Here is a 24,235-nt window from a genome sequence, read left to right as displayed (position 1 = left end):
CGACCATTCCTGCTCACGAAGTACGCTCGTGCCCTACTTCGACGGGGCCCCCGCGGGCTCGGCGTCGGGCTGCGTGGTCACCGATCCGGTCTGCTGCCAGGCGACGGTCTGCTTCGGCTTCGCCAGGAACAGCGCCGCGACGATGGCCACGATGAGCACGATCGCCGGCAGGTAGAGCGACTCACCCATGGCCTTGGAGAACGGCTCGAGCAGGAAGCCCGGCAGTGCGCCGACCTGCTGCTCCGCGCCACCGGCCGTGGCCCCACCGGACGACGCCGGGAAGTTCGCGGTGATCCGGGCCTCCATCAGGGCGGCGATGCCGGCGGAACCGAGCACCGCACCGATCTGGCGCGTGGTGTTGTAGACACCCGAGCCGGCACCGGCCAGCTTCGGCGGCAGGTTGCGCGTCGCCGAGACGGACAGCGGTCCCCACATGCAGGCGTTGGCGAGGCCGAGGAGCGCGCTCGGCAGGAGCACCCAGCCCCACTCGGCACCGCTCGACAGCAGGGCGCCGAACCAGAACAGGCCGACGGAGAAGCAGGCGAGCCCGAACGAGGCGACCCAGCGCGGGTTCCAGCGGTTCAGGTTCTTGCCGACGATCGGCGCGAGTGCGGCGGACAGCACGGCCTGCGGCACGAGGAGCAGTGCGGCCTGGGTCGGCGAGAAGCGCAGGACGTCCTGGGCCCACAGCATGATCGGCAGCGCGAACGAGGCGATCGCGACACCGACGGCGGTGATGGCGACGTTGGCCAGCGTGAAGTTGCGGTCCTTGAACAGGCCGAGCGGCAGCAGCGGCTCACCCTTCTGCACGCCCTGCCAGACGACGAAGCCGGCGAGCACCACGAGGCCGACGATGATGAGCGACCACACCGAGATCGGGCCGGCGATGACGCCCCAGTCGTAGGTCTCGCCTTCCTGGATGCCGAAGACGAGCAGGAACAGGCCCGCTGCCGACAGGAAGATGCCGAGGTAGTCGAAGCGGTGTCCGTGACGCTCGAACGACGGCACGAAGCGCTGTGCGAGCACGAACGCCACGACACCGACGGGGACGTTCACGAAGAAGATCCACTCCCAGCCGAAGCCGTCGACGAGCAGGCCGCCCACGATCGGGCCGACGAGCGACGCGACACCGGCGACGGCGCCCCAGAGGCCCATGGCCGCGCCGCGGTTCTGCGGCGGGAAGATGCGCGTGATGACCGACATGGTCTGCGGGCTCATCATCGCGGCGCCGAGGCCCTGCACGACGCGGGCGACGATCAGCACCTCGATCGAGCCGGCCAGGCCGCACCACAGGCTGGCGAGCGTGAAGACCACGAGGCCGATCTGGTACATGACCTTCGGGCCGAAGCGGTCGCCGAGCCGGCCGGTGATGAGCAGCGGCACGGCGTAGGCGAGCAGGTAGGCGCTCGTCACCCAGATCACGGAGTTGATGTCCGCGTCGAGCTTCTGGGCGATGGTGGGGGTGGCGACCGACACGATGGTCGAGTCGACGAGGATCATGAAGAACCCGACGACGAGTGCCCACAGGGCAGGCCACGGCTTCTTCTCGGTCGTCCGCGGAGGCGTGACGGTGGTCATCGAGTGGTTTCCTTGCTGTTCGTGGTGGTGTCTGCGGACGCGACGGAGGCGTCCCAGGAGATGTGGCCGGCGGCGATCCGGTCGGCCGTGGCGGCGAGCCACTCGATCTGCGTCGTGAGCATGGCACGCACGTACGACACGTCGAGCCAGTACCGCTCGGGCAGGTCCTTCGCACGGACGACCCCGAGGATCTCGTCCGCCTCGTCGCGCTGGGCCCGGAGTGCGACGGCCCGTGCCCGGAGCGCGGACTCGGCCTCGTCGACCGACAGGTTCTCGATCTCGGCGACGGCCAGGTGGAAGACGGGGTACTCCTCGGCCGGTTCGGCGATCAGCCGGACGAGCCCGTCGTGCAGGGCCGTCCACCCGTCGTCCGTGATGGCGTAGGTGGTGCGTTCCGGACGGTTGCCCGCCCGGTCGGTCCCGACGACCTCGGCGAGGCCGAGCTCCACCAGGCGGCCGACCTGGTGGTACAGGGTGCCGGGCCGGACCTTGACGTTCCGGCCGTCCCGGCGGTGCGTCATCGTCTGGAACATCTCGTAGGGATGCGTCGGCCCCTCGGCCAGGAGCCCGAGCGCGGCGAACGCGAGTGGCGTGAGCGACGGCACACGTGCCTCCAGTCCGCTTGTTCGTTGTTGACTATTCGACGTGGAATATACGCGTTGGAACAGACGTGAGCAAACGCACAGCAAGGGCCCGCCTGGAGGCCCGGGGACGTCCCGGCGTGTCGCGCGCGCCCCGTAGACTGGTCGCGTCCCCCCACCCCTGAAGTGCTGGAGAGAACACGTGCCAACGATCGTCGTCGAGGTCATGCCCAAGGCCGAGATCCTCGACCCCCAGGGGAAGGCCGTGGGCAACGCCCTGGCCCGCCTCGGCAAGGCCGACCTGACCAACGTCCGCATCGGCAAGCGCTTCGAGGTGACCGTCGACGGCCCCGTCGACGACGCCAAGCTCGCCGAGGTCCGCGACATCGCGGCCGACGTCTTCTCGAACGCGGTCATCGAGGACGTCGTGTCCGTGACCGTCGAAGGCCAGTGACCCGGATGCGCATCGGCGTCATCACGTTCCCCGGCTCGCTCGACGACCGCGACGCCCAGCGCGCCGTCCGTCTCGCCGGCGCCGACCCCGTCGCCCTGTGGCACGGCGACCACGACCTGCAGGGCGTCGACGCCATCGTGCTGCCCGGTGGGTTCTCGTACGGCGACTACCTGCGTGCCGGCGCGATCGCCGCGAAGGCGCCGATCATGGCCGAGGTCATCGACGCCGCCGGCAAGGGCATGCCCGTGCTCGGCATCTGCAACGGTTTCCAGATGCTGGCCGAGGCCCGTCTGGTCCCCGGCGCGCACACCCGCAACGCGCACCAGCAGTTCATCCGTCGCGACCAGAAGCTCCGCGTCGAGACCACCTCGACCGCCTGGACCTCCGGGTTCAGCGCCCAGCAGGAGATCACCATCCCGCTGAAGAACGCCGACGGCCGCTTCGTCGCGGACGCCGACACCATCAAGCGCATCGAGGACAACGGCCAGGTCGTGTTCCGCTACGTCGGCGTGAACCCGAACGGCTCCATCGACGACATCGCCGGCGTCTCGAACGAGCGCGGCAACGTCGTCGGCCTGATGCCGCACCCGGAGCACGCGACCGAGGCCGGCTTCGGCCCGGACACCCCCGCTGCGATGGCCTCGGGCACCGACGGCCTGACCTTCTTCACCTCCGTGATCGAGCACGCGCTCGTCAAGTGACAGGGAACAACGACACCGTGACGACACCCGTTCGCCCGAAGCCCGACACCGTGCAGGACGCGGCAGCCACCCCCGACAAGGAGCAGCCGTACGACGCGCTGGGCCTGAAGCCGGACGAGTACGCCCGCATCAAGGAGATCCTCGGCCGCCGCCCCACCTCGGGCGAGCTGGCGATGTACTCGGTGATGTGGAGCGAGCACTGCTCCTACAAGTCCTCGAAGAACTACCTCCGTCAGTTCGGCAAGAAGGTCACGCCGGAGATGACGAAGAACCTGATGGTCGGCATGGGCGAGAACGCCGGTGTCATCGACGTCGGCAACGGTTGGGCGGTGACCTTCAAGGTCGAGTCGCACAACCACCCGTCCTACGTCGAGCCGTACCAGGGCGCGGCCACCGGTGTCGGCGGCATCGTCCGCGACATCATCTCGATGGGCGCCCGGCCCGTCGCCGTGATGGACCAGCTCCGCTTCGGCGCGATCGACCACGAGGACACCGCACGCGTCGTGCACGGCGTCGTCGGTGGCATCTCGTTCTACGGCAACTGCCTCGGCCTGCCGAACATCGGCGGCGAGACCTACTTCGACCCGGTGTACCAGGGCAACCCGCTGGTCAACGCCCTCGCGGTCGGCGTGCTCCGCCACGAGGACCTGCACCTGGCGAACGCGTCCGGCGCCGGCAACAAGGTCGTCCTGTTCGGTGCCCGCACCGGTGGCGACGGCATCGGCGGCGCGTCGATCCTGGCGTCCGACACCTTCACCGAGGGCGGCCCGACCAAGCGTCCCGCCGTGCAGGTCGGCGACCCCTTCGCCGAGAAGGTCCTGATCGAGTGCTGCCTCGAGCTGTTCCAGAAGGACCTGGTCGAGGGCATCCAGGACCTCGGCGCCGCGGGTATCTCCTGCGCCACCTCGGAGCTCGCGAGCAACGGTGACGGCGGCATGCACATCTCGCTCGACGACGTCCTGCTCCGCGACCCCACGCTCACCGCCGAAGAGATCCTGATGTCGGAGAGCCAGGAGCGCATGATGGCGGTCGTCCGCCCCGACAAGCTCGACGAGTTCCTGAGCGTCGTCGGCAAGTGGGAGGTCGAGACCAGCGTGCTGGGCGAGGTCACCGGCACGGGCCGACTCGTCATCGACTGGCAGGGCCAGGAGATCGTGAACGTCGACCCGCGCACCGTCGCCGTCGACGGCCCGGTCTACGACCGCCCGGTCGCCTACCCGACCTGGATCGACGCGCTGCAGGCCGACACCGCCGCCTCGCTCGACCGACCGGCCGACGGCCCCGCGCTGAAGGCACAGTTCCTCAGCCTGCTCGGTTCGCCGAACCTGGCGTCGAAGAACTGGGTCACGAACCAGTACGACACCTACGTGCTCGGCAACACCGCGCTGTCCTTCCCCGACGACGGCGGCATGATCCGCGTCGACGAGGAAACGGGGCTCGGTGTCGCCATCGCCACCGACGCGAACGGCCGCTACTGCCAGCTCGACCCGAAGCAGGGTGCACGCCTGGCCCTGGCCGAGGCGTACCGCAACGTCGCCGTCACCGGTGCCGTCCCCGCCGCCGTCACCGACTGCCTGAACTTCGGCTCCCCCGAGAACCCCGAGGTCATGTGGCAGTTCTCCGAGGCGGTCGAGGGCCTGGCCGACGGCTGCATGGAGCTCGGCATCCCGGTCACCGGCGGCAACGTGTCGTTCTACAACCAAACCGGCTCGACCCCCATCCACCCGACGCCCGTCGTCGGTGTGCTCGGGATCATCGACGACGTCGCCAAGCGCGTGCCGTCGGGGTGGCAGGACGACGGCCACAACATCTACCTGCTCGGCACCACGAGCCTCGAGCTCGACGGCTCAGCGTGGGCCGGCACCGTGCACGGGCACCTGGGCGGGCGTCCGCCGGCGGTCGACCTCGAGCGCGAGAAGGCCCTCGCGGAGCTGCTGTACGCGGCGTCCGGCGAGCAGCTGCTCACCAGCGCGCACGACCTGGCGGACGGCGGCCTCGGCCAGTCGCTCGCCGAGTCCGTGCTCCGCTTCGGCATCGGCGCCCGCGTGGTCCTCGACGAGCTCGAGACCCGCGACGGCATCGACACCGCGACGGCGCTGTTCTCCGAGTCGACCGGTCGCGTCATCGTGACCGTCCGCCGCGAGGACGACGTGCGGTTCCAGGGCATGTGCGACGGCCGGGGCTTCCCGGTGCTGCGCATCGGCGTGACCGACGCGACGTCGAGCACGCTCGAGGTCCAGGGCGCGTTCGAGGCCACGGTCGACGAGCTGCGCGGCACCCACGCCGCGACGCTGCCGGCCCGTTTCGGCGACGTGATCGTCGAGGACGTCACCGAGGGGTACGTCGGCCGCGGGCCGCTCGACTCCGACGGTGCCTTCTCGCCGCGCACCGACGCCTAGGCCCGGGTCGCGGATGCCGATCGTCACCCTGCCCTTCGCCGAGCTCGTCGACCGGTTCGGCCCCGTGCCGGACGGTATCGAGCTGGACGTCTGGGACGTCGAGTCGCCGTACGGTCGCCCGGACGACGTCGCGATCACGCTCCTGCCGTTCTACTTCGAGGGGCGGCACCGCTGGCAGTTCGTGCACGACCTGCCCGAGCTCCAGCTGCTGCAGCTGCCGAGCGCCGGGTACGAGCACGCCATCCCGCACGTGCCCGGGCACGCGCAGCTGGCGAACGGTCGCGGCATCCACGACGACGAGACCGCCGAGCTCGCGGTCGGCCTCGCGCTGACGTCGCTCCGTGAGATCTCGGCGTTCCAGGTCGACCGTGCCAACGGCGTCTGGGACTCCCGCGAGACCCGATCGCTCGCCGACCGGCGGGTGACCGTCGTCGGCTACGGGGCGATCGGGTCCGCGATCGCCACCCGGTTCGAGGCGTTCCGCACCGAGGTGACCGTGGTCGCCCGGACCGCTCGCGAGCAGGACGGCCGGCACGTGCACGCGTTCGGTGAGCTGCCCGAGCTCGCCCCGACGACCGACGTGCTCGTGCTCATCGCGCCGCTCACCGCCGAGACCGAACGCCTGGTCGACGCGGAGCTGCTCGCGGCGCTGCCGGACGGCGCCCTGGTGGTGAACGTGGCGCGCGGCAAGGTCGTCGACACCGACGCCCTGGTCGCCGAGCTGCGGTCGGAGCGGCTGTTCGCGGCCCTCGACGTCACCGACCCCGAACCCCTGCCCGCCGGACACCCGCTCTGGACGACACCGAACACCGTGCTGACCCCGCACGTCGGCGGCAACACCGACCTGAGCGTGCCGCGGTCGATCGAGCTGATGCGCAAGCAGGTCGCCGCGCTGGCCGAGGGTCGCCCGTTCGAGAACCTGATCGAGTTCTAGCGCGCGAGCGGAACCGCGGCGTCACTCGAGTCGCAGCGCCATCCCCAGGCTCGGTGCGACGTCGTCGAACCCGAGGGACCGGTAGAGCCGCTGCCCCGGCGGGTCTCCGACGAGCGTGACGTACGCGCCCGCAGGTGCACGGTCGCGGACGTCCGCCAGCAGCCACTCGACGACCCGACGGCCGAGGCCCCGCCGCTGGTGCGCGGGATCGGTGGCGATGTCGGCGATGTGGAAGTACCACCCGCCGTCGCCGATCGTGCGCCCCATCGCGACGGGCGTACCGTGCTCGTCGACCACGTGGCACGCCGACCAGCTGCCGGCGATCGCTCCGGCACCCTGGGCGGGGTCCTTCGGGGACAGACCGGAGTCCCGACGCAGCCGCAGGTAGTCCTCGAGCGGCGGCGGACCGACGACGATGCGGTACTCGGGCTGTGCCTTCGCGGAGGTCACGGTCAGAGCGGGACGACGCAGGTCGGGGTGCCGACCGGGATCTGCGCGACGGCTTCGCCGGGCATGCCCTCGGCGTCGAGCGGCAGCACGGCGACGGCATCGGACATCTGGTTCGCCACCAGGACGAACCCGGGCACCCGCGCGAAGTGCCGGGGCCAGACACCACCGCAGGGCACCGACCCGACGACGGCGAGCCCGCCGTCACGCGCGTCGAGCACCACGAGCAGGTCACGCCCGCGCACCGCCACGTACGCGCGGCCGGCGTCGTCGACCTCGATGTGGCTGAGCAGCGACTCCCCCACGGCACCGTCGAACGTCGGCACGGCAGCGATCGTCACGAACGACCCGGAGTCGTCGCGGCGCAGGCGGTGCACACGCCCGTCGAGTTCACCGGCGACGAGCAGGTCACCGTCGATCCAGGCCATGTGCCTGGGGCCGGCGCCGGGTGTCACGTGGTGCACGCGGAGCGCCTCGATGTCGGGGACCCCGTGGGCCGACACCGTGACGCGGAACTCGTGCAGGGCATCGCCGCCGAGGTCGGCGACGAGCACCGTGCCGTCCGGGGTGGCGATCGACTGGTGGGCGTGCGGGCCGTCCTGGCGGTCGTCGTCAGGACCCGTGGCGTCGGGCAGCGCGGCGACCGCGACGGCCTCGGCCGGCACGGAGCGCTGGGTGGCGTCCCCGTGCAGCACGACGCCGTCACTGGCGGTCACCGAGGCGGCGTGCGACTCGGCCGGGGCGAGGGAGATCGCCGCGACCGTGCCGGAGACGTAGTTCGTGACCACCAGCGCGCCCGAGGGGTCGACCCGCACGTGGCACGGGGCGTCTCCGCCGGCGGGGGCATCCCACAGGTGCTCGAGCGCGCCGCCCTGCAGCCGGAAGGCCGACACGGCGCCGTCGTTCGTCTCGGAGACCGCGTAGACCCGGTCAGCCGAGACCGCCAGGAACGAGGGGTCGTCGAGCACTGCGACGGTCCGGGGTGCCGGAACGGCTCCGGCCGGCCCGGCGTCGACCAGCGAGATGCCCGTGGCGTTCCCCGCGCCGGTCGCCGTGTACGACCCGATGAGCAGCGACGGCAGCTCGGCGCTCATTCGTCGCGGCCCGCGATGCGCTCGTGGTGGTGGATGACCTCGGCGACGATGAAGTTGAGGAACTTCTCGGCGAAGGCGGGGTCGAGGTGGGAGTCGGCGGCGAGCGACCGGAGCCGTGCGACCTGGACCCGTTCGCGATCCGGATCGGCGGCCGGCATGCCCGACTCGGCCTTCAGGTGCCCCACGCGCTGCGTGTACTTGAAGCGCTCCGCGAGCATGTGGATCACGGCGGCGTCGATGTTGTCGATGCTCTGCCGGATGCTCCGCAGTTCGGCGACGGCGCTCGCGTCGGCCTCGGGCGGGGTGACGTCGTCGTTCATGGTCCGAGCCTACTGGCGGACGTGCAGCGGAACCCGGTCCGCTGCTGCGAGAATGTGCACATGTCGGTCCTGCTGGTGATCTCGGGTGTCTGTGCGGTCCTCGCGGGCCTCGTCCACGTGTACATCTTCTTCCTCGAATCGATCATCTGGACCAGTCCGCAGGCACGCCGGATCTTCGGCATCGCTTCCGAGACCGAAGCCGTGGCGACCCGTTCGCTCGCCTTCAACCAGGGCTTCTACAACCTGTTCCTGGCGATCGGGGCGATCCTCGGCGTCGTGCTCGTGCTGGCCGGCAACACCGTGAGCGGCTGGACCCTCGTGGTGTTCTCGACCGCGAGCATGCTCGGTGCCGCGGTGATCCTGCTCGGCACGGGTCGCAAGTACGTCAACTCCGCCTTCAAGCAGGGCACGCTCCCCCTGATCGCGCTGCTCTTCGCGCTGCTCGGCTCCACCGTCGGCGTTTAGTCGGACGCCCCCGAACTGCGAAAGCGACAGGGTGCCACCGAACATCGGCGGCACCCTGTCGCTTTCGCGTGAAGGTCGTGAAGGTCGTGAAGCTCGAGACCCGCTCTAGCCGAGCTTGTCCTCGAACTGCGCCGGCAGCTTGTCGAGCGCCCACTCGATCGCGGCCGTCGTGCCCATCGAGAACGCGGACGATACGTCCTTGTCGTCGAAGACGATCGAGTGCCCGGCCTCGACCGACGGCACCTTCTGGAACAGCTTGTTCGACGAGGCCTCTGACGCGTCGACGTAGATCGGCAGGATCAGCGTCAGGTCGGCGTCGAGCAGGTCGAGGTTCTCGTCGGACAGGTGCACGGAGAACTCCTTGCCGGCCTGCTCGTCGATGGCCTTCGGGATCTCGAAGCCCAGGTTCCGCATGAAGGTCGAACGGCTGTCGGTGGAGGCGTACGCCCCGAAGCCCTCGGAGCTGTAGGCACCGACGACAGCCGTCTTGCCGTCGAAGTCCGGGTGCGCCTTGCGTGCTGCGGCGTAGGCGTCGTCGAGGCCGGAGAGCAGCTTCTTGCCCTCGGACTCCTTGCCGAGCGCCTTCGCGATCATGGTCGTCTGCTGCTCGGTCGAGGCGAGGTAGTTCTCGCCGCCCTTCGGGATCGCGACGGTCGGCGCGATCGCCGACAGCTTGTCGTACCGCTCCTTGTCACCCGAGGACTTCACGTCGAGGATGACGTCGGGGTTGAGCTTGAGGATGTCCTCGTAGCTCGGCTCGAGCGTCTGGATGATCTTCGGTGACTCGTCGTACGCACCCTTGAGCCACGGACCGACACCGTCGCCGCCGAAGGCGAGCCAGTCGCTCGCCCCGACCGGCTGGACACCGAGCTCGAGAGCCGTCTCGGCGTCGCCCCACCCGAGCGCGACGACGCGCTTCGGTGCCGACTCGATGGTGGTGGTGCCGAGGCCGGTCGTGATCGAGACCGGGAACGCGGCGTCGGACGACCCCGACGACGCCGAGTCGGTCGAGGAGCCGGAGCCGGACGCGCAGCCGGCGAGGACGAGGGACGCTGCGACGACGGCGCCGGCTGCGGCGAGCACGCGTCGGAGACGCAAGGGGAAACGGTTCACGAAGGGTAGCCTAACCTAACGGGGCACTCAGGAACACGGCTGGCTAGGCTGGGTGACCGTGGCGTTCACCGATCCAGGCCGCACGCACCTCGCGGTGCTCGGCTCCCCCATCGCGCACTCGCTCTCGCCCACGCTCCACGCAGCGGCCTACGATGCGCTCGACCTGCCCTTCACCTACGGGAGGCACGAGGTCGCGTCCGGCGGCCTCGCCGCGTTCGTCGCGGGGCTGGGTCCGGAATGGCGTGGGCTGAGTCTCACGATGCCGCTCAAGCGCGAGGTCCTGCCGCTGCTCGACCGCACCACCCCGCTCGTCGACGAACTCGGGGTCGCCAACACGGTCGCGTTCCGCCTCGAGGGTTCCACGCTCGTCCGAGCCGGCGCCAACACCGACGTGCAGGGGCTCGTCCGCCCGGTCGAGGCGCTCGGACACCTGCCCGGCGAGGCCACCATCCTGGGCGGCGGAGCCACTGCAGCGAGCGCCCTGACGGCTGCCGTGCGGCTCGGGGCGTCGCTCGTCCGGGTGTTCGTCCGTGACACCGCGAAGACGCGCGCGCTGGTCGACCTGGCCGTCCGGCTCGGGGTCACGCTCGAGGTGCACCCCCTGACCGAGCTCGCCGGCACGCACCACGGGTTCGTCCTCTCGACGCTGCCTGGCGGTGCCGCCGACCCGCTCGAGTTCCGTCCGTCGGGGCCGGACGCCGTCCTGTTCGACGTCGCCTACGAACCGTGGCCCACCGTGGTCGCCAGCCGCTGGACCGATGCCGGGGGCCGCGTGCTGAACGGCCTCGACATGCTCACCGAGCAGGCGATCGGGCAGATCCGGTTCTTCCTGACCGGTGACGAGGACGAACTGCTCCCCGACGAGGCCGGCGTCCGCCGGGCCATGCGCACCGCGGTCGACCTACCCGCCGTCATCGGTTAGGCGACCCCTCGCGGACCGCGAGTCGTCAAAGACCGATAGTCGCGTCACACCGTTCGATCAGGTCGCGATCGTGCGTAGCGGTCAGGACGGTGGAGCCCGCATCGGCGAGGGAGCGCAAGAGAACGTGAATTTCGTTCGCGTTCTCGGCATCCAAGGCAGCCGTTGGCTCATCCGCGAGCACGAGTGCAGGCTTACGCACGAGCAGACGAGCGAACGCCACACGAATCCTCTCCCCGCCGCTCAGAGAATATGCGGGCGCATCGAGGACTCCGTCGATGCCAACGGCGTCGGCCGCATCCTCGATTCCGAGCTGGTCACTCGCCGGAGAGGAGGGGAGAGCCTTCAACGCGATCGAGATGTTCTTGCGCGCACTCCAATGCTCGACGGGTCCTGCATCTTGAAACACGAATCCCACCTGCTCCCGTAGGTACTTTCGCTGGGCCCCGGCCCCAAGAGCGTTGACGGTCAAGTCCCCCACCTGCACAAGCCCCCGAGTTGGGCGCTCGAGTCCACCGACGACACGGAGGAGAGTCGACTTGCCCGATCCCGACGGACCGACGACGGCGGTGAGAGCTCTGGCATCGGCGTTCGCGTGCAGGTCCCGGATCAGCGACCGCCCCGCCACAAGGTGGGTGAGGTCGCGGAGCATTACGCCCAGACCTTCTTGCGTCTCAGTAGGCATATGCCCTCACTTGCTTCCTCGAGAAACGCCTCGTGAAACCGACCAACGCGACCCCGGCGGTGACAGCAGTCACGAAGATCGGGCCACCGATGAAAGTAGCGTTGGTGACGTCCGTTGCCTGCAGCCCCGCTTGTGCCGTGATCCAGAGCAGGACGCCAGCACTGAACCCGATGGCAATGCTCGGCAGAATATTAGCTTTTACATTGAAATGGAAGTCCTCTAGCCTCCGGGTAAGCGCACCCCCAAGAGAAGCTGCATCGGGCACCCTGCCGAGTGGACGGCCATCGCGCTCCGGCCCCGTGTCGGGCGGCGTCAGGCCCGGGTCTGCGGGTGGTGCTTGGCGAGCAGGAACACCCCGGTGATGGCGATGCCCGCGGCGACCACGAACCCAGCCACCGCGAACAACGGCGCCCCCGAGGCCTCGCCGAGCACGATGACGCCGATGCCGACCGCGACGATCGGATCGATCACCGTCAGCCCCGCGATCACGAGGTCGGCAGAACCGCTCGAGTACGCGTTCTGCACGAAGTACCCGCCGAGCGACGCCGCCACGACCACGCCGGCGATCGCGAGCACGGTCAGCCAGTCGAAGGTGCCGTTCACGAACCGGTTCAGCACGACCTTGGCCAGTGTCGCCACGAACCCGTAGAGCACCCCGGCCCCGACGATGTAGTACAGCGCGCTGCGACGCTTGGCCACCAGGCGGAACGACACCAGCACGAGCACCAGCACGACGGCCAGGATCACCAGCACGGTGACGAGCTGCTGGCGGGTGATCGCGCTCTCGTGCCCGACGAACGCCGCGATCCCGACGAAGATGCCGACACCGATGATGCACGTCCACACGGCCCGCCGCGCACGACGACCGAGCGGCACACCCGACGACCGCGACGAGAACCACGTCGCAATGACCAACGCCACGGCACCCAGCGGCTGCACGACGATCAGGGGCGCGAACGTGATGCTGACCAGCTGCAGGACCACCGCGATGCCGAGCATGAGTGTGCCGAGCACCCAGTAACCGCTCGAGACGAGCCCGACCACGTGCCGGACGCTCAGCCCCTTCGACTGCCGCCCGAGACGCGCCTCGACCCGCTGCACCCCGCGGCTCTGGAACTGCGCCCCGAGCGACAGGAACACCGCACTGATCAGGGCCACCGGGATCATCAGCCCAGCGAGCGCGCTCGCGCTCATCAGAGGCCAGACTCGATCGGCGGATCCGGGAGCGGTCGGTGAAGCACCAAGTCAGCCGCCCCTTCACCAACGCGTTACTTGTGGGCGCTAGCGCTGAAACTCTACCGGTCGTATGCGATACAGAAAGTCAGCTGCCGATGAGTCTGAGGGGCCTGGCGTTGACGGTCAGGCGACCACGCCGTCCACGTAGAACCATCGTCCCTGCTCGCGGACGAAGTCGCTCGTCTCCTCGAGCGTGCCGCGCTCGTCGTCGGAACGCCACCACGCGCGGAACGTGACGGTGCCGTGGGAGTCGAACGGGCCTCCCGAGGTGGTCGCCAGCACGTCCAACCGGGTCCAGCGCTGGGTCGGGTCCAACTCGAGACCCGCCGGGCGGGTGCGCGGGTGCCAGGTGAGCAGCAGGTACTCCGGCAGGCCCAGCGCGAAGGCGCTGAAGCGGGAGCGCATGAGCCGTTCCGCGGTCGGCGCCACGGCCCCGGCGTGCAGGGGGCCGCAGCACTCCCCGTAGGGGTTGCCGCTCAGGCAGGGGCAGCGCGTCGTGTCGGTGACCACCGGCCGAACGCTAGTCGACGATGGACAGCGTGACGGTGATGTTGCCGCGGGTGGCGTTCGAGTACGGGCAGATCTCGTGTGCACGCTCGGCCAGGCGCTGGCGCTGCTCCTGCGGGGCGTTCGGGGCGTAGACGTCGAGCTCGACCGCGAGACCGAAGGCGCCGTTGCCGGTGCCGCCGATGCCGACCTCGGCGGAGACCTCGGCGCCGGTGGTGTCGACCTCGAGCTCCTTGCCGGCGGCGTGCAGGGCACCGAGGAAGCACGCGGCGTACCCGGCGGCGAAGAGCTGCTCGGGGTTCGTGCCCTCGCCGCTGCCGCCCATCTCCTTGGGCGGGCGGGTGTCGAGGTCGAGCCGGTCGTCCTCGCTGCGGACGTGTCCGTCGCGGCCGCCTCCGGTGGCGTGGGCGGCCGCGGTGTAAACGATGTCGAGACTCATGCTCCGAGGTCACCGTGCCCACCTGGACGAACCCTGAGCGGCAGCACCACGTCGCGGGTGCGGCGGCGCCGAGCGGAAGTGTTCGGGCGTGTCCGGGCACCCCGCACCCCCACCGGGTAGACATGACGCGTGTTCAAGACCGGGTGGCAGGTGTTCCGGGAGCGGGCTCCCGCACTCATCGGGCCGCAGTACCGCCGTCGCGTCGTGATCGTCGCCGGCGTCGTCGCGCTGGTCGCGTTCATCGGGCTGCAGTGCCTCGCGCTGCTCGTGGACGACGGTTCGGTCCCCCTCGCGGTGTGGCTGGTCGCATCGGCACTGTTCGCGGCCGGCGTCGGCGGGATCGGTTCGTGCTTCGTCCCCATCGGCCCGAAGGGGTGGGCGGTCGCACCGATCCCCGGCATCGGATGGCGCACGCAGGAGGCCGTCGCCCGGTACTACCGCCGCAACGCACCTCCGGTCGACCCGAAGCACCGTGACGCTGTCCTCGACCGCATGCCCGAGACCCGCGACCTGATCGTCCGTGGAGCGTTCCGTGGCTTCCTGCTGCTCGGCGGCTGGGCCCTGGCACTCGTCGCCACCGTGGTGGTCAACGTCGCCACCGTGCCGGCCGGCGACGGACTCGTCGGGCTGTCCGCCTTCTGGTTCGTCGTGCCCCTGAGCGGCGCCGTCACCGCGATCGGAGGACTGCGCACCCTCGGCCGTCAGGAGCAGCTCCGCGTGGAGGCCGAAGCGCTCCCACCGGTCCCCCCGCCCGTACCACCTCGCGGCCGTCCCGGCGCGCGGAGCGGTAGCAAGCTCGCCCTGCCGGAGGAGTGACCGTGTTCACGCTCGGGTGGCAGGTCTTCCGTCGGCGCGTCACGGACGTGCTGGGTCCGGCACGCGTCCGTCGCGCTGCCCGGTGGTCCGGGTTCGCGGCGGTCGTCGCGCTGGTCGGCATGGCCGTCCTGGAGGCCCGGCTCGACTGGACGGGGGCAGCCCCGGTCCGCAGCGTGGCCGCGATGGTGCTGCTGGCGCTCGGGCTGTCGGAGTACGTCGTCAAACTCGGCCGCTCCGAACGAGCCCGCCTGGCCGCCGAGTCCCTCGACCCCGCACCGGAGACGCCCGCACGCCCCACTTCCTGACACCGTGACGCGCACCACTGTCGGCGGCGACGGGCACACTGGGCGCATGTGTGGAAGGTTCGTCGTCTCCGACACCACGGCCGATTTGTTGCCCGAGCTCATGGGCGAGCTCGCCGCCCGGACCGAGCACGTCGACGAGGACACCGGCGAGGTGCACCCCGGCCTCGCCCCGAGCTGGAACGTCGCACCGACCGACCCCGTGTACGCCGTCCGCCAGCGGCACGGCGAACGCGAGCTGCCGCAGATCAGCTGGGGCTTCGTGCCGAGCTGGGCGAAGGACTTCCAGAAGCAGCGCCCGAAGCCGATCAACGCCCGCATCGAGACGGTCGCGACGAGCGGCATGTTCAAGCGGGCCTTCGCCACGAACCGCTGCATCGTGCCGGCGCAGGGGTACTACGAGTGGGTGGTGCGCGAAGACGGCAAGGAGCCCCACTTCGTGCACGAACCCGGCGGCGCCCTGGCGATGGCCGGCGTCGTCAGTGCCTGGCCCGATCCCACGAAGCCCGAGGGCGACCCGGACAAGTGGCGGCTGTCGCTCGCGATCATCACCCGTGACGCCCACGTCGCCCCGGGCGAGGTCCACGACCGCATGCCGGCTTTCCTGACGCCCGACGGCTACGACGACTGGCTCGGCGGCGACCTGCACTCCGACGATCTGCTGGCCCTGCTCGACCACGAGTCGCTGACGGTGGCGGCGGGCCTTGCGCAGTACGAGGTCTCCCGCTCGGTGAACAGCGTGCGGAACGACGGACCGCAGCTCATCGCGCCCGTCGCGTAGGCGGTCGCGCCCCGCGCGCGGACAGGAGGCCCGGATCACCGCAGCGGGTCTGCTGCGGTGATCCGGGCCTCCAGTCCGGTGCCGTGTTACGGACGTGCGCTGCGGCGGATGCCCGGCGCGACGCGGACCGCGATCCGTCGTCGGGTCACCAGGAGCACGCCCGCCAGCATGAGCGCGAGCGCCGCGAGCCCGAGACCGACCAGTCCGGTCACGCCCGTGAAGGCGAGCTGGGTGCCGTGGACGATCGCGGCGAGCCCGGTCGGGAACGTGACCGTGACGGTCGCGGTGACCGTCTGACCCGCGCTGTCGGTGACCGTGTAACCGACGAAGGTGGTTCCGGTGAAGCCTTCCTCCGGGGTGAAGACGACCCGGCCGTCGTGGATGGTCCACGTGCCCTGGTCGGCGACCACCACGCGGTCGGTCGGTGTGCCGGACTCGGGGTGGAGCAGGTGCAGCGTGCCCGGCTCGAACGCGGCCCCACCGGTGGCGGAGTCGTTGTCGAGCGGATCCACGACGACCCGGTGTCCGACGATCCCGGTGGCGGAGTCGTCGGTGGCGACCGCCGCGGCGACCACGGTCATGGTCGCGGTGGCGGTGGCCTTCTGCCCCGAGGCGTCCGTCACCGTGTACGTGAAGGTGTCCGTGCCGGTGAAGCCGGCGGCCGGGGTGTAGACGTACGCGCCGTTCCGCTGGATCGAGACGGTGCCGTGGGCGGGCTTCCGGGCCGGGGCGGCGGTGAGGCCGGTGCCCTGGTCGTCGGCGAGCAAGCCGTGGCGGGCGTCACGGGCTACGGGCGTCCCGGATACGGTGTGCCCGGTGTCGTCCGCTGCGGCGATGCCGACCGTGATCGTGACGGTGGCGTCGACCTGCTGCTCCGTCGAGTCCTGGGCACGGTACGTGACGGTGTCGGTGCCCGAGAAGCCCTTCGCCGGGGTGTAGACGAACGTGCCGTCGGCGGCGATGGTGGCCTTCCCGTGACGGGCCTTGCCCACCGCGACGACCGTCAGGGCGTCGCCGTGGTCGTTGCCGAGCACGCCGTGGCCGGCGACCCGGACCGTCTTGCCGGCCGTGGTCGTCGCCTTGTCGTCCTTCGCGACCGGGGCGACGTCGATGACGACGCGCGCGAACGCGGCGGTGCCGTCGGCGTCGTTGGCCGAGTAGGTGAACCAGTCACGTCCGGACCAGTTCGACGTGGGCGTGTAGACGTACGAGCCGTCCTTCTCGAGCGACAGCGTGCCGTTGAACGGCTTCGTCTCCATGGCGGCCCAGAGCCCACGACCGGAGTCACCGACCAGCACGCCCTCGTCGGCGGACATGCGCATGCTGCGGTTCGTCGACATGGTGTGCCAGTGGTCGACCGCGGCGACGCCGACGAGGACCGTGACCGTCGCGGTCGAGGTCCGTCCGGCGCCGTCGGTCACCGTGTACTCGAACGTGTCCGCGCCGGAGAAACCCTTGGCCGGGGTGTAGACGAGCGAGCCGGGCTCGGTGCCGTCGGTCACGGTGCCGTGCTCGGCGCGGCCATGCGCGGTGACGGCGAGGCCGGTGCCGCGGTCGTTGCCGGTCAGGGTCGCGCCGCTGATCGGCAACGCGGTGTTCGCCGCGGTGCGCAGGGCGTCGGCGACCGCGGTCGGCGTGACGGTCACGGTGACCGTCGCCGTCGCGGTGCCGCCGGTCGGGTCGGTCACCGTGTAGGTGAACGTGTCCGTGCCGGAGAACCCGTCGGCGGGCGTGTACGTGACCGAGCTGCCACCGGCCGTCGTGCTGCCGGTGATCGTGGCGGTTCCGTGGCCGGGCTTCGACACCGCGGTGACGGCGAGCTCCGTGCCCGAGTCGTTGCCGGTGACGGCGACGTCGACCGGGGTCGCGGCGCTCGTCGTCGCGGTGTCCGCGGCGGCCTTCGGGGCGACGACGATCGTCACGGTGCCCGTGGTCGTCCCGCCGGAGCCGTCGGTGACCGTGTAGTCGAACCCGTCCGGGCCGGAGTAGCCCGGCTCGGGCTTGTACGTGTACGAACCGTCCTCGTCGACCGTCACGTCGCCGTGCTCGGGCTTCGTGTGGTCGGTGACCGCCAGGTCGGTGCCCTTCGCACCGTCGAGCAGGCCGGTGCCGGCCGGCACGGTGGTGGTGGCGTCGGCCTCGGCCGAGGTCGACCCGCCGCCGGCGACCGGGGTGACGGTGACCGTCACGGTGCCGGTGTTCGTGGCGCCCGACGGGTCCGTCACCGTGTAGGTGACGGTGTCCGTGCCGGAGAAGCCGTCTTTCGGCGTGTAGGTGATCGTGCCGTCGTCGTTGCGGGTCGCGGTGCCGTGATCGCCGCCGGAGACGGACACGACGGTCAGGCCGGTGCCGTGGTCGTTGCCCGTCAGGGCGCCGGAGGTGACGGTGGTGCTGCCACCCGCCGCGACGGTGACGGTGTCGGGCTCCGTGCCGGGGCGGACCGTGACCGTCACGGTGCCGGTGGTGGTGCGGCCGGCGGGGTCCGTCGCCGTGTAGGTGAAGGTGTCCGTGCCCGAGAAGCCGTCCTTCGGCGTGTACGTGTACGAGCCGTTCCCCGCGAGCTCGATCGTGCCGTGCGCCGGCTGCTGGTCGACGGCCGCGGTCAGACCGGTGCCCCGGTCGTTCGCGAGCACGCCGTCGCCCTTCGCGACGGTCAGGGTCGAGCTGGCCGTGGCGGTGGCGGTGTCGGCCGTGGCGCGGGGGCCGACGACGACCGTGACCGTGCCGGTGGTGGAGCGGCCGGCGGTGTCGGTCACCGTGTAGGTGAAGGTGTCCGTGCCCGAGAAGCCGTCGGCCGGGGTGTAGACGACGCGGCCGGTGGCACGGTCGAGGGTGACCGTGCCGCGGGCGGCGTCGCCGGTGCCGGCGGCCGCACCCGCGGTCACGTCGGTCACGGTCAGCCCCGTGCCCCGGTCGTTGCCGGTCAGGGCGGCGGCGTCGATCGTCAGCGCCTCGTCGGCCCGGGTCGACACCGTGTCGGCCGTCGCGACGGGTCGCACGGTGATCGTGACGGTCGCGGCACCGGTGGTGACACCGCTGCCGTCGGTCACCGTGTAGGTGAACGAGTCGGTGCCGGACGACCCGGCGGTCGGCGTGTACTCGACCGAGCCGTCCGCTGCGACGACGGCCGTGCCGTGGGACGGACCGGTGACGATCGTGGTCTCGAGGTCCGAACCGCGGTCGTTGGCCTGCACGTCGATCGCCACCGGGGTGCCGGCGTCCGTCGACGCGGTGTCGGCGCCGATCGTCGGGTCGACGGTGATGGTGACGGTCGCGGTGCTCGGCGAGCCGGAGCCGTCGACGGCCGTGTACGTGAACGCGTCGGGGCCGGAGTACCCGTCGGTCGGGGTGTACGTATACGTGCCGGTGGCCTTGTCGAGCGTCAGCGCACCGTGCGAGGGGGACGTGTTCGACGCCACGGTGAGCCCGGTGCCGGAGTCGTTGCCGAGCACGCCGGTCGCACGGGTGCCGGCGGTGGCCGTGCCGCCCGCGGCGACCTTGACGGTGTCGTTCTGTGCGGCCGGGGCGACCTGCACGGTGACGGTGACGGTGTCGGTCCCGCCGCTGCCGTCGGTCACGGTGTAGGTGAAGGAGTCGGTGCCGGAGAACCCGGCTGCCGGGGTGTACGAGTACGAGCCGTCCGGACGCACCGTCGCCGAGCCGTGCGCGGGGACGCTGCTGCCGGTGACCGTCAGGCCGGCACCCAGGTCGTTCGCCAGCACGTTGCCGGTCGTCGTCGACCCGGCCGTCGCGGTGACGGCATCGGCCGTCGCGGTGGGCAGCACGGTGAGGCGCACGGTCGCGGTGACGGTCGCGCCGGCGCCGTCCTTCGCGGTGTACGTGAAGGAGTCCGGCCCGGAGAAGCCCTTGTCGGCACCGTAGGAGAACGACCCGTCGGGCCCGATCTTCACGAGACCGTGTGACGGCTGGCCGTGGCCGGTGAGGGTCAGGTCCGACCCGCGGTCGTTCGTCAGGACGCCGTCCACGGCGTTCACCTTGAGCACGGTGCCCGCGTGCACGCTGTACGTGTCGTCCGAGCCCTTCGGTGCGACCGTGACGGTCACGGTGCTGGTCGAGGTCTGCCCCGACGAGTCCTTCGCCGTGTACTGGAACGTGTCCGAACCGGAGAACCCGCCGGCCGGGGTGTACGTGTACGAGCCGTCGGCGGCGACCGTGGCGGTGCCGTGCGCCGGCGTGGTGTTCGAGACGACGGACAGGCCGGTGCCGCTGTCGTTCGCGAGCACGCCCGAGGCGGCCGGCACCTTCAGCGTCGTGCCGGTGGGGGTCGTGGCGGTGTCGCTGCTGGTGGTGACGTGCGTGGCCTTCAGCGTGTTCGTGAAGGTGACCAGGACGTCCGTGCCGTCCGCGGTGGTGGCTGCCGGGAACGTGAAGGTCCCTGTGGTGCCGGTGCCGCTGGCGACGAGGGCGCCGCTGTTGAGGTTCACGGCCTTCCACGAGGTCGTGTAGTTCGACAGGTCTGTGGTGCCGGCCGCGGTCTGCCGTGCGGTGTACGTCTTGTTCGGCGTCGACAGGACCGCGCCGGCCTTCTGCGGCTGGGTGCCGGCGGCCGTGCCGTCGGTGGTCGCCGTGTTGCCGGTCGAGACGCCGCCGCCGGTCACGGCGAGCCCGAACTGGTCGGACGAGCTCCACCGCTGGTCGACGCTCGACTGCGCGGCCACGGTGTTGGCGTAGTTGCAGGACGCGAGGTCGCTCGGCGAGTAGCCGTCCGCGATCGTGAACGTGCTGACCTGCGCGCCGGAGCCCGGGTCGATCTTGTACATGGTCGACCCGACCGAGGCGAACAGGTAGCCGTCGGACGAGAACGCGATGCCGGGGCTGCCGTTCGTGCTGGCGTCGATCGGAAGGGTCGCGACCTTCGACGTGGTCAACACCGCGGTGCCGGCGGTCGCGGGGACCGTCTCGGTGTCGACACGGCGGATCTCGTTGCCGGTGACGACGAAGAGCAACCCGCGGGTGCTGAACGCCATGTCGCCGTTCTTACCGGTGAGCAGGTTGCCGATGGTACCGACCTGCCCGATCTTCGCGCCGGTCTTCGTGTCGTACGCCCCGAGGTAGGCAGGGTTCGCACCGCTGGCGTAGTAGTAGACCCCCGTCGCAGGGTTGATCGCACCACGGAGCAGCTGGTGGTCACCGTTCGGGTCGGCAGCGGTCACGTCCGTGATCGGGGCACCGGCGACGGCGTCGTACCCGGTGATCGTGTTGCCGTTGTTGACCGAGGCGTAGGCGGCGACACCGTTGCGGGCGACCGCGAGGGCGTTGTTGCCCGGCGCCATGCTCGTCACGTTCGTGACGGCACCGGTGGTGGCGTCGATGGCGGCGAGCTGGTTCGCGGCGGTGTTGATGCCGTACAGCGTGTTTTGGTCGCACGACAGCGCGCCGGCTGCAGCGGCGGGGTCGGCCACGACGGCCTGGGTCAGACCGACGCCGGCGAGGAGCGCGGCGCCGAGCATGGCGACGGCGCGCAGGCCGGGACGGCGTCTGGGCACAGCGGTGCCCGGGTTCGTACGCTGCATGATCACTTTCGGGTCGAGACGATGCGGGCACCGAGACCGACCGGAGGATCAGGGAGAACGGTCGTTGGCGCCAGGTTGATCCTGGCAGTTCTTCGAGTTCGGATGGGGACAAACCGGGTCCCCAATAGGGGGGACCACTCGTTCAGGGGGTACGCCGCAGACGCGAAGAACCCCCGCCGGCAGGCCGGCGGGGGTTCGAAGATCAGGGGGCGATCAGCAGTGGATCAGGCGGTCGGACGGATGACGTCCGGCAGCAGCACGTGCAGGCGCTCGGCCAGGCGCGCCTTCGCCTCGTCGAGGGAACGGAAGTCCCCGACGTACTCACCGAAGGTGTCGGCGACGAAGAAGTGGCTGCCCTGACGGTCGACGGTGCCGCCGTAGTAGCCGCCGTAGTTCGCGACCCACAGGCCCGTGTCGGCCTGGGCCCACGAGATGCGGACGGGGGCTGCCTGCACGGGAGCCACGACCTGGGCCTCGATCTCGGCGATGACCTCGATCGTCTGGGTGTCCAGGGTCACCTCGGCCTGCTGGCGGTGGGCGACGGTCGTGCTCATGGTCCTGCTCCTTCGTGCTGTGCTGCGTTCTGGGTGGTGCCGGTGGTTCCGAGTGGTGCGGGCGTCGCGATCGACGCCGATGGTGCTGGTGTCCGCTGTCGTCACTCGACCGGCCGGATCACCGGCGGGAGCATGACGTGCAGCTGGTCCTCGAGCTTGGTCTGCGCCTCTTCGAGGGAGGAGAACTCGCCCACGACGAGCCCGAAGGTGTCGGAGGCCACGTAACGGTCGTCGCGCTTGTCGACGCTGCCGCCGAAGTACCCGCCGTAGCCGGCGATCCACTCGCCCTGGTCTTCCTGCACCCAGGTGACCTTGGCGCGCTTGGGACGCGTCGAGAGCGCTGCATCGGCTTCGAGGATCGCGATGGTGTCCACGGTGTCGGTGTCGAGGGTGACCTCGGCCTGCGTCGCGTTGTTCACGGTGATGCTCATGTCGCTCTCCTTCACGATCCGGGGTACATCTGCTGACACCAGAACGCTACGAGAAGTGCGGAGGGGATCGCCAGCGAGGCCCGTGGATTCACGGGTTCCGTCAATGCGACCCTTCGCCTAGCCCCGGATTTCCGGGCAGGTGCGTCACACTTCCGGGGTACAGCGTCAGGATCGGGGTACTCGTTTTCCGGATCGCCGCGAATCGGGGGACGAGACGGTGCGGACACCGGCCTGGAGGCGCGACTCGCTAGCGTCGGCACGTGACCTCCGACAAGCCCCGCGTCGACGACCGTGCCCCGGCCACCTGGCGCAGCCGTCGGTTCGCGACGGGGCTGGCGATCGCCTACGGCGTCGCCTTGGCGCTCGTCGGATTCTGGGGCTCCCCCGTCGATGCCGCAGGAGGTCCGTGGCTCACCCGCGTCCTCGCGGCCGCGCACCGGCACGGGCTACCGGAGCGCATCGACTACGCCGCCGTCGAGTCCCTGGCGAACGGGGTCTACTTCGTGCCGCTCGGACTGCTCGTGGTGCTGCTCGCCGGTGCGCGGTGGTGGTGGGCCGCCATCGCCGCGGGGCTCGTCGTCAGCGCGTGCATCGAGACCGGTCAGGCACTGTTCCTGCCCGCCCGCACCGCGACCGTCGACGACGTCGTCGCGAACGGCGTGGGGGCGCTCCTGGGGGCCGTGGCGGGCGTGCTGCTGCTCAGCCGGGCGGCTCGGCGGCGAGCGTGACTACCGTTCACCGCATGAGCACACAGACGGACCCGTTGGAGCAACACGTCGCCGTGTTCGGAGGGAGCGGGAGCGGGAAGACCGTGCTGCTGTCGTCGTTCTACGGCGGTGCGCAGGAACCGAGCTTCCGTCGAGCGAAGGGGTACGCCGTCCGGGCCGTGGACAAGGCGCAGGGCCGGAAGCTGCACCAGAACTACCTCGGCATGCGGGATTCAGCGTCAGCCCCGACGGCGAACCGCTTCGCGTCGACCGAGTACGCGTTCACGATCGAACCGACGGCCGAAGCCACGTCGAAGTCGAAGGTCCGGGGGAAACCGCAGGCCGCGAAGACACTCCGGGTCGTCTGGCACGACTACCCCGGCGAATGGTTCGAGCAGGACCCGAGTTCAGCCGAGGAGGCGGAGCGGCGAGTCGAGACGTTCCGTTCGTTGCTCAGCGCCGACGTGGCCATCCTGATGGTGGACGGACAGCGTCTGGCGGAGCACTCGGGTGAAGAGGAACGGTACCTGAAGGCGTTGCTGACGGACTTCCACAGCGGGCTGTCCGAGCTCCGCGACGACGTGCTGAACGGCGGGCGACGGCTCGCTCGCTTCCCACGCATCTGGGCGCTCGGGCTGTCGAAGGCCGACCTGCTGCCGGACGTCGACGTCGAGCGGTTCCGGGAACTCGTGCTCGGCAAGGCCGGTGAGGAGCTCGGGGAGCTCGAGACCGTCCTGAAGAGCTACGTGCAGGACCCGGACGCGCTCGACGTCGGCGAGGACTTCCTCCTGCTGTCCTCGGCGCGCTTCGAGCCGGGCAAGATCGACGTCGGCACCCGCACCGGCATCGACCTGCTCATGCCGATCACGGCCATGTTGCCGTTCGAGCGCTTCGCCAAGTGGGCCACGAACAAACAGCGCGCAGCAGTGGTGGCCGAACAGCTCCTCAGGTTCGCGGGGCCGGCCCTGGGCTTCCTGGGGAGCAAGCGCCTGAAGCTGCCGACCCCGGTCGGTGCGCTCGTCGGCCTCATCGCCGGCGAGGCGGGCGTCCGCGGAGCGAACTACGCCGCCAAGCGCGTCGGCAAGCTGAAGAAGGCGGCGACCGCTGAGGCGGACTTCGTCACCACGGTGCTCGAGCGGTTCGCCGACGACCTCGACCGAGGTGTCGAGCAGCGGATCCTTCGCCGAGGCGACGCATGATCTGGGCCACGCGTGGCCGGACGTGGGGTTTCAGATTCC

Annotated in this window: 25 protein-coding genes; 11 read left to right on the top strand and 14 right to left on the bottom strand. The window is 70.6% G+C overall.

Going from position 1 to position 24,235, the window contains the following annotated elements:
- Positions 1 to 33 precede the first annotated feature (33 nt).
- Positions 34 to 1,578 carry a DHA2 family efflux MFS transporter permease subunit gene (locus DEJ30_RS02145; protein ID WP_027465025.1) on the bottom strand — a complete coding sequence of 515 codons (1,545 nt, stop codon included), beginning with the start codon at positions 1,576 to 1,578 and terminating at the stop codon, positions 34 to 36.
- Positions 1,575 to 2,183 (bottom strand): PadR family transcriptional regulator, encoded by a 609-nt coding sequence (locus DEJ30_RS02140; protein WP_051596619.1) that lies wholly within the window; start codon positions 2,181 to 2,183, stop codon positions 1,575 to 1,577. Before DEJ30_RS02140 ends, DEJ30_RS02145 begins: the two co-directional genes overlap by 4 nt.
- A 178-nt stretch (positions 2,184 to 2,361) precedes the next feature.
- Between DEJ30_RS02140 and purS the strand changes: the two genes are divergently transcribed.
- From purS to DEJ30_RS02120, 4 genes are read left to right on the top strand one after another with little or no spacing between them, the layout of a single operon-like run.
- Positions 2,362 to 2,613 carry a phosphoribosylformylglycinamidine synthase subunit PurS gene (gene purS, locus DEJ30_RS02135; RefSeq protein ID WP_017886272.1) on the top strand — a complete coding sequence of 84 codons (252 nt, stop codon included), beginning with the start codon at positions 2,362 to 2,364 and terminating at the stop codon, positions 2,611 to 2,613.
- Between the two features lie 5 nt (positions 2,614 to 2,618).
- Entirely contained in the window at positions 2,619 to 3,314 is a 696-nt protein-coding gene (purQ, locus tag DEJ30_RS02130) for a phosphoribosylformylglycinamidine synthase subunit PurQ (protein WP_110858942.1), read from the top strand.
- A 17-nt stretch (positions 3,315 to 3,331) separates the two neighbouring features.
- Positions 3,332 to 5,713: a phosphoribosylformylglycinamidine synthase subunit PurL gene (gene purL, locus DEJ30_RS02125; RefSeq protein WP_258369774.1), complete on the top strand. Its 2,382-nt coding sequence runs from the start codon at positions 3,332 to 3,334 to the stop codon at positions 5,711 to 5,713.
- A gap of 13 nt (positions 5,714 to 5,726) precedes the next feature.
- Complete coding sequence (locus DEJ30_RS02120) at positions 5,727 to 6,647, top strand: 2-hydroxyacid dehydrogenase (RefSeq protein WP_110858830.1); 921 nt, start codon at positions 5,727 to 5,729, stop codon at positions 6,645 to 6,647.
- 21 nt (positions 6,648 to 6,668) lie between these two features.
- Here DEJ30_RS02120 and DEJ30_RS02115 read toward each other — a convergent pair whose 3' ends face one another.
- Genes DEJ30_RS02115 through DEJ30_RS02105 form a run of 3 tightly spaced genes read right to left on the bottom strand, consistent with a single transcriptional unit; the run spans position 6,669 to position 8,508 of the window.
- Positions 6,669 to 7,097, bottom strand: coding sequence for a GNAT family N-acetyltransferase (locus tag DEJ30_RS02115; RefSeq protein ID WP_110858829.1), 429 nt, complete (start codon positions 7,095 to 7,097; stop codon positions 6,669 to 6,671).
- Positions 7,098 to 7,099: 2 nt separating this feature from the next.
- Positions 7,100 to 8,188, bottom strand: a complete 1,089-nt coding sequence (locus DEJ30_RS02110; protein WP_110858828.1) for a beta-propeller fold lactonase family protein — start codon at positions 8,186 to 8,188, stop codon at positions 7,100 to 7,102.
- Complete coding sequence (locus tag DEJ30_RS02105; RefSeq protein WP_110858827.1) at positions 8,185 to 8,508, bottom strand: chorismate mutase; 324 nt, start codon at positions 8,506 to 8,508, stop codon at positions 8,185 to 8,187. The genes DEJ30_RS02110 and DEJ30_RS02105 overlap by 4 nt, the downstream gene beginning before the upstream one ends.
- Positions 8,509 to 8,568: 60 nt before the next feature.
- Between DEJ30_RS02105 and DEJ30_RS02100 the strand changes: the two genes are divergently transcribed.
- The gene (locus DEJ30_RS02100; RefSeq protein WP_110858826.1) at positions 8,569 to 8,973 is read left to right on the top strand and encodes a DUF1304 domain-containing protein; all 405 of its coding nucleotides are present in this window, start codon (positions 8,569 to 8,571) and stop codon (positions 8,971 to 8,973) included.
- Positions 8,974 to 9,078: 105 nt separating this feature from the next.
- Here DEJ30_RS02100 and DEJ30_RS02095 read toward each other — a convergent pair whose 3' ends face one another.
- Positions 9,079 to 10,086 carry an iron-siderophore ABC transporter substrate-binding protein gene (locus tag DEJ30_RS02095; protein WP_258369772.1) on the bottom strand — a complete coding sequence of 336 codons (1,008 nt, stop codon included), beginning with the start codon at positions 10,084 to 10,086 and terminating at the stop codon, positions 9,079 to 9,081.
- A gap of 58 nt (positions 10,087 to 10,144) precedes the next feature.
- Here DEJ30_RS02095 and DEJ30_RS02090 point away from each other — a divergent pair, with 58 nt between their 5' ends.
- Positions 10,145 to 11,008, top strand: coding sequence for a shikimate dehydrogenase (locus tag DEJ30_RS02090; RefSeq protein ID WP_181419956.1), 864 nt, complete (start codon positions 10,145 to 10,147; stop codon positions 11,006 to 11,008).
- Between the two features lie 25 nt (positions 11,009 to 11,033).
- Here DEJ30_RS02090 and DEJ30_RS02085 read toward each other — a convergent pair whose 3' ends face one another.
- The 5 genes from DEJ30_RS02085 to DEJ30_RS02070 form a co-directional block, all read right to left on the bottom strand.
- Entirely contained in the window at positions 11,034 to 11,657 is a 624-nt protein-coding gene (locus DEJ30_RS02085; protein WP_181419955.1) for an ABC transporter ATP-binding protein, read from the bottom strand.
- A 22-nt stretch (positions 11,658 to 11,679) separates the two neighbouring features.
- Positions 11,680 to 11,955, bottom strand: coding sequence for a hypothetical protein (locus tag DEJ30_RS17735; protein WP_146238474.1), 276 nt, complete (start codon positions 11,953 to 11,955; stop codon positions 11,680 to 11,682).
- 47 nt (positions 11,956 to 12,002) lie between these two features.
- Positions 12,003 to 12,884 (bottom strand): DMT family transporter, encoded by an 882-nt coding sequence (locus DEJ30_RS02080; protein WP_110858822.1) that lies wholly within the window; start codon positions 12,882 to 12,884, stop codon positions 12,003 to 12,005.
- A 165-nt stretch (positions 12,885 to 13,049) separates the two neighbouring features.
- Positions 13,050 to 13,436: a YchJ family protein gene (locus tag DEJ30_RS02075; RefSeq protein WP_027465017.1), complete on the bottom strand. Its 387-nt coding sequence runs from the start codon at positions 13,434 to 13,436 to the stop codon at positions 13,050 to 13,052.
- 10 nt (positions 13,437 to 13,446) lie between these two features.
- Positions 13,447 to 13,872, bottom strand: a complete 426-nt coding sequence (locus tag DEJ30_RS02070) for an organic hydroperoxide resistance protein (RefSeq protein WP_027465016.1) — start codon at positions 13,870 to 13,872, stop codon at positions 13,447 to 13,449.
- A gap of 129 nt (positions 13,873 to 14,001) precedes the next feature.
- On the opposite strand from DEJ30_RS02070, the gene DEJ30_RS02065 reads away from it, so the two are divergent.
- From DEJ30_RS02065 to DEJ30_RS02055, 3 genes are read left to right on the top strand one after another with little or no spacing between them, the layout of a single operon-like run.
- Complete coding sequence (locus tag DEJ30_RS02065; protein ID WP_110858821.1) at positions 14,002 to 14,688, top strand: hypothetical protein; 687 nt, start codon at positions 14,002 to 14,004, stop codon at positions 14,686 to 14,688.
- Positions 14,689 to 14,690: 2 nt separating this feature from the next.
- Positions 14,691 to 14,993 (top strand): hypothetical protein, encoded by a 303-nt coding sequence (locus DEJ30_RS02060; protein ID WP_146238473.1) that lies wholly within the window; start codon positions 14,691 to 14,693, stop codon positions 14,991 to 14,993.
- 46 nt (positions 14,994 to 15,039) lie between these two features.
- Positions 15,040 to 15,771 (top strand): SOS response-associated peptidase, encoded by a 732-nt coding sequence (locus tag DEJ30_RS02055; RefSeq protein WP_110858819.1) that lies wholly within the window; start codon positions 15,040 to 15,042, stop codon positions 15,769 to 15,771.
- A gap of 86 nt (positions 15,772 to 15,857) precedes the next feature.
- Here the strand turns inward: DEJ30_RS02055 and DEJ30_RS02050 are convergent, their stop codons facing one another.
- The 3 genes from DEJ30_RS02050 to DEJ30_RS02040 form a co-directional block, all read right to left on the bottom strand.
- Entirely contained in the window at positions 15,858 to 21,305 is a 5,448-nt protein-coding gene (locus tag DEJ30_RS02050) for an Ig-like domain-containing protein (RefSeq protein ID WP_146238472.1), read from the bottom strand.
- Positions 21,306 to 21,529: 224 nt separating this feature from the next.
- On the bottom strand, positions 21,530 to 21,859 hold the full coding sequence (locus DEJ30_RS02045) for a hypothetical protein (protein ID WP_027465012.1): 330 nt from the start codon (positions 21,857 to 21,859) through the stop codon (positions 21,530 to 21,532).
- A gap of 101 nt (positions 21,860 to 21,960) precedes the next feature.
- Entirely contained in the window at positions 21,961 to 22,290 is a 330-nt protein-coding gene (locus DEJ30_RS02040; protein ID WP_027465011.1) for a hypothetical protein, read from the bottom strand.
- Positions 22,291 to 22,550: 260 nt separating this feature from the next.
- Between DEJ30_RS02040 and DEJ30_RS02035 the strand changes: the two genes are divergently transcribed.
- The gene (locus DEJ30_RS02035) at positions 22,551 to 23,018 is read left to right on the top strand and encodes a VanZ family protein (RefSeq protein WP_110858816.1); all 468 of its coding nucleotides are present in this window, start codon (positions 22,551 to 22,553) and stop codon (positions 23,016 to 23,018) included.
- A gap of 14 nt (positions 23,019 to 23,032) precedes the next feature.
- Entirely contained in the window at positions 23,033 to 24,196 is a 1,164-nt protein-coding gene (locus tag DEJ30_RS02030) for an ATP/GTP-binding protein (RefSeq protein ID WP_110858815.1), read from the top strand.
- Positions 24,197 to 24,235: the final 39 nt, after the last annotated feature.

It is taken from the genome of Curtobacterium sp. MCPF17_003 (assembly GCF_003224385.1).
GTDB lineage: Bacteria > Actinomycetota > Actinomycetes > Actinomycetales > Microbacteriaceae > Curtobacterium > Curtobacterium flaccumfaciens.
Note: the sequence above shows the minus strand (reverse complement) of the source record. Positions and strands in the feature narration are given on the sequence as shown.